Origin of the sequence: Aeromonas sp. QDB30 (assembly GCF_027707645.1) — a bacterium.
In the GTDB taxonomy this organism is placed as follows: domain Bacteria; phylum Pseudomonadota; class Gammaproteobacteria; order Enterobacterales; family Aeromonadaceae; genus Aeromonas; species Aeromonas caviae.
Map to the genome: position 1 here is coordinate 1 of NZ_JAPCIY010000153.1, position 2,448 is coordinate 2,448.

General features: G+C 56.6%; 3 protein-coding genes. All 3 read left to right on the plus strand.

Annotated elements, in window-relative coordinates:
• The first annotated feature begins 85 nt into the window (after window positions 1–85).
• Genes tnpA through tnpC form a run of 3 tightly spaced genes read left to right on the plus strand, consistent with a single transcriptional unit; the run spans window position 86 to window position 2,419 of the window.
• Window positions 86–394, plus strand: a complete 309-nt coding sequence (tnpA, locus tag PG896_RS20795; RefSeq protein WP_270836179.1) for an IS66 family insertion sequence element accessory protein TnpA — start codon at window positions 86–88, stop codon at window positions 392–394.
• The gene (gene tnpB, locus PG896_RS20800; RefSeq protein WP_042012890.1) at window positions 394–759 is read left to right on the plus strand and encodes an IS66 family insertion sequence element accessory protein TnpB; all 366 of its coding nucleotides are present in this window, start codon (window positions 394–396) and stop codon (window positions 757–759) included. Before tnpA ends, tnpB begins: the two co-directional genes overlap by 1 nt.
• Before the next feature lie 49 nt (window positions 760–808).
• The gene (gene tnpC, locus PG896_RS20805; protein ID WP_052814785.1) at window positions 809–2,419 is read left to right on the plus strand and encodes an IS66 family transposase; all 1,611 of its coding nucleotides are present in this window, start codon (window positions 809–811) and stop codon (window positions 2,417–2,419) included.
• Window positions 2,420–2,448: the final 29 nt, after the last annotated feature.

The following is a 2,448-nucleotide window of genomic DNA, read 5'->3' on the forward strand; positions in this document are numbered from 1 at the left end:
GTAAGCGCCCCTAGATCAGCACCTGTTTTTCGGACAATACGCTCGTCACACTTAACCTCATCGTTTCTTCATCGAGGTTTCAGCTATGACTACGCAACAACGTGACGTATTTTGGCAGCAGCAGATCGCATCTTGGCTCTCATCCCGACTTTCCGCCCCCGCTTTCTGTAAACTCCATGACCTCAGCTACCACCAGTTCTCCTACTGGCGCAGAAAGCTGGCAACACCCCAACTCGATAAGGCTGACTCGTCTGCCGGATTTGCTCGTGTCACCCTGCCGCCCTCTCAGACGACCCACCCAGGCTTGACCCTCACCTTGCCCAACGGCATCGCCATCTCCGACCTGCATGCCAGCAATATTGAATTGCTCGGCGCTATCATGAGGCTCTTGTAATGCGCCCGCGTTACCTGCGACCGGCCCTGACTCTGCCGCAGATCTACCTCTACCGGGCGCCCATCGATTTTCGCAAACAGGCCAATGGCCTGGCGGCGCTGGTCGAGCAGCAACTCGGGCACAATCCATTCTCCGGTGCCCTCTATGCCTTCACCAATCGCCGCCGCAACAAGATCAAGTGCCTGATGTGGGAGGACAACGGCTTTGTGCTCTATTACAAGGCGCTCGCCGAGGAGAAATTCAAATGGCCATCCCCTGCCGATGAGCTGCTCTCCCTCTCGGCTGAGCAGATCAATTGGCTGCTCGATGGCTATGATATTTCCCTGATGAAAGGCCACAAAAAATTGCACTATGAAACGCTCTGAATCGGGCTAAATAAGTGCTTTACTACGTTGTTTTTGTTATAATTTAGCCATGAAAATAACGCCTGAATACCTCACCCCATTGCCCGAACTCGGCAGCCTTTCCGCTGCTGAGTTGTTGGTGGTGATTGCTGATTTTCAGCAACAACTGGCGTTGCAACAAGAAGCCCTCCTTTCCAAAGACGCGGCTATCGCGCGGCGTGATTCTCATATCTTGCTGCTTGAAGAGCTGCTGCGCTTACGCAGGGCGCAGCGCTTTGCCGCCAGCAGTGAAAAGCTCGCCAGCCAGCTCCAGCTCTTTGATGAAGCCGAGATGGAAGTCGAGATCGACACTCTGCAAGCACAGTTGCCTGAAGCCGCCACCGCCAAGATCGCTCCCAAGCGTCGTCAGCGCGGCTTTTCTCCGTCATTGGTGCGCGAACGTCTCGAACTGACCCTCAGCGATGAAGAGAAAGTCGGGGCCAGCAAGGTCTTCTTCACCAAAGTCAAAGAAGAGCTGAAGTTCATCCCGGCCCAACTCAAGGTGCTGGAGATCTGGCAAGAGAAGGCAGTATTCGAGCGCGATGGCGAACAGGTGATCCTCGCGGCCAAACGTCCGGTGCATCCACTGGGCAAATGCGTTGCCACCCCGTCACTGCTGGGCTACATCATCACCTCGAAGTATGCTGATGGCCTGCCGCTCTACCGCCTGGAGCAGATGTTCAAGCGCCATGGGCAGGAAGTGAGTCGCACCAGCATGGCACACTGGCTCATCCGTCTGGATGACGTGTTCCAGCCCCTGATGAACCTGCTGCGCGAAGAACAAAACAGCGCCGCTTACCTTCAAGCTGATGAGACCCGGATCCAGGTCCTCAAGGAAGCGGGCAAAACGGCCCAATCGGATAAGTGGATGTGGGTCACCCGCGGCGGTCCCCCGGGCCGACAATCAGTATTATTTGAATATGATCCGTCGCGTGCCGGCAGCGTACCCGTGCGCCTGCTGGCCGGTTTTGACGGTATCCTGCAAGCTGATGGTTATTCTGGCTACGCCGAGGTGTGCCGCACAAACGGGCTCACCCGTATCGGCTGCTGGGATCACGCCCGGCGTAAATTTATCGAAGCAACGAAGGCTGTCCCCGCGAAAGACCAACGTAAAGCCAGCAAGGCCGATGTGGCGTTGGGCTATATCAGCAAACTCTATGCTATCGAACGGGAGCTGCGGGACGGCAGTGATGCCGAGCGCTATCAGGGGCGGCAGTCACGCAGCGTGCCGCTGCTGGCAGAGTTCAAAATCTGGTTGGAAGAGCAGATCGGCAAGGTGATGAAAGGGTCGCTGACGAGAAAAGCGATGGAGTACACGCTGGGACAGTGGTCTTGCCTGGTAGGTTACTGCATGCGCGGCGATCTGCATATCAGCAACGTGCTGGCGGAAAACGCGATCCGCCCGTTTGCGGTGGGTCGCAAGGCGTGGTTGTTCGCCGATAGCGCGCAAGGAGCGAAGGCGAGCGCGACCTGCTACTCGCTGCTGGAAACAGCCAAGGCCAATCAGCTGGAGCCGTCAGCGTATATCAATTATGTGCTGGAGCGGATCGGCGACGCGGACAGCCTGGAAAAGCTGGAAGCGCTGCTACCGTGGAATGTGGCGTTGGAGCCGATTTCAAAAAAAGTGGCGCAATACCGTTAGGGCAAGTACGTCGATTTAACGGCGCTTAC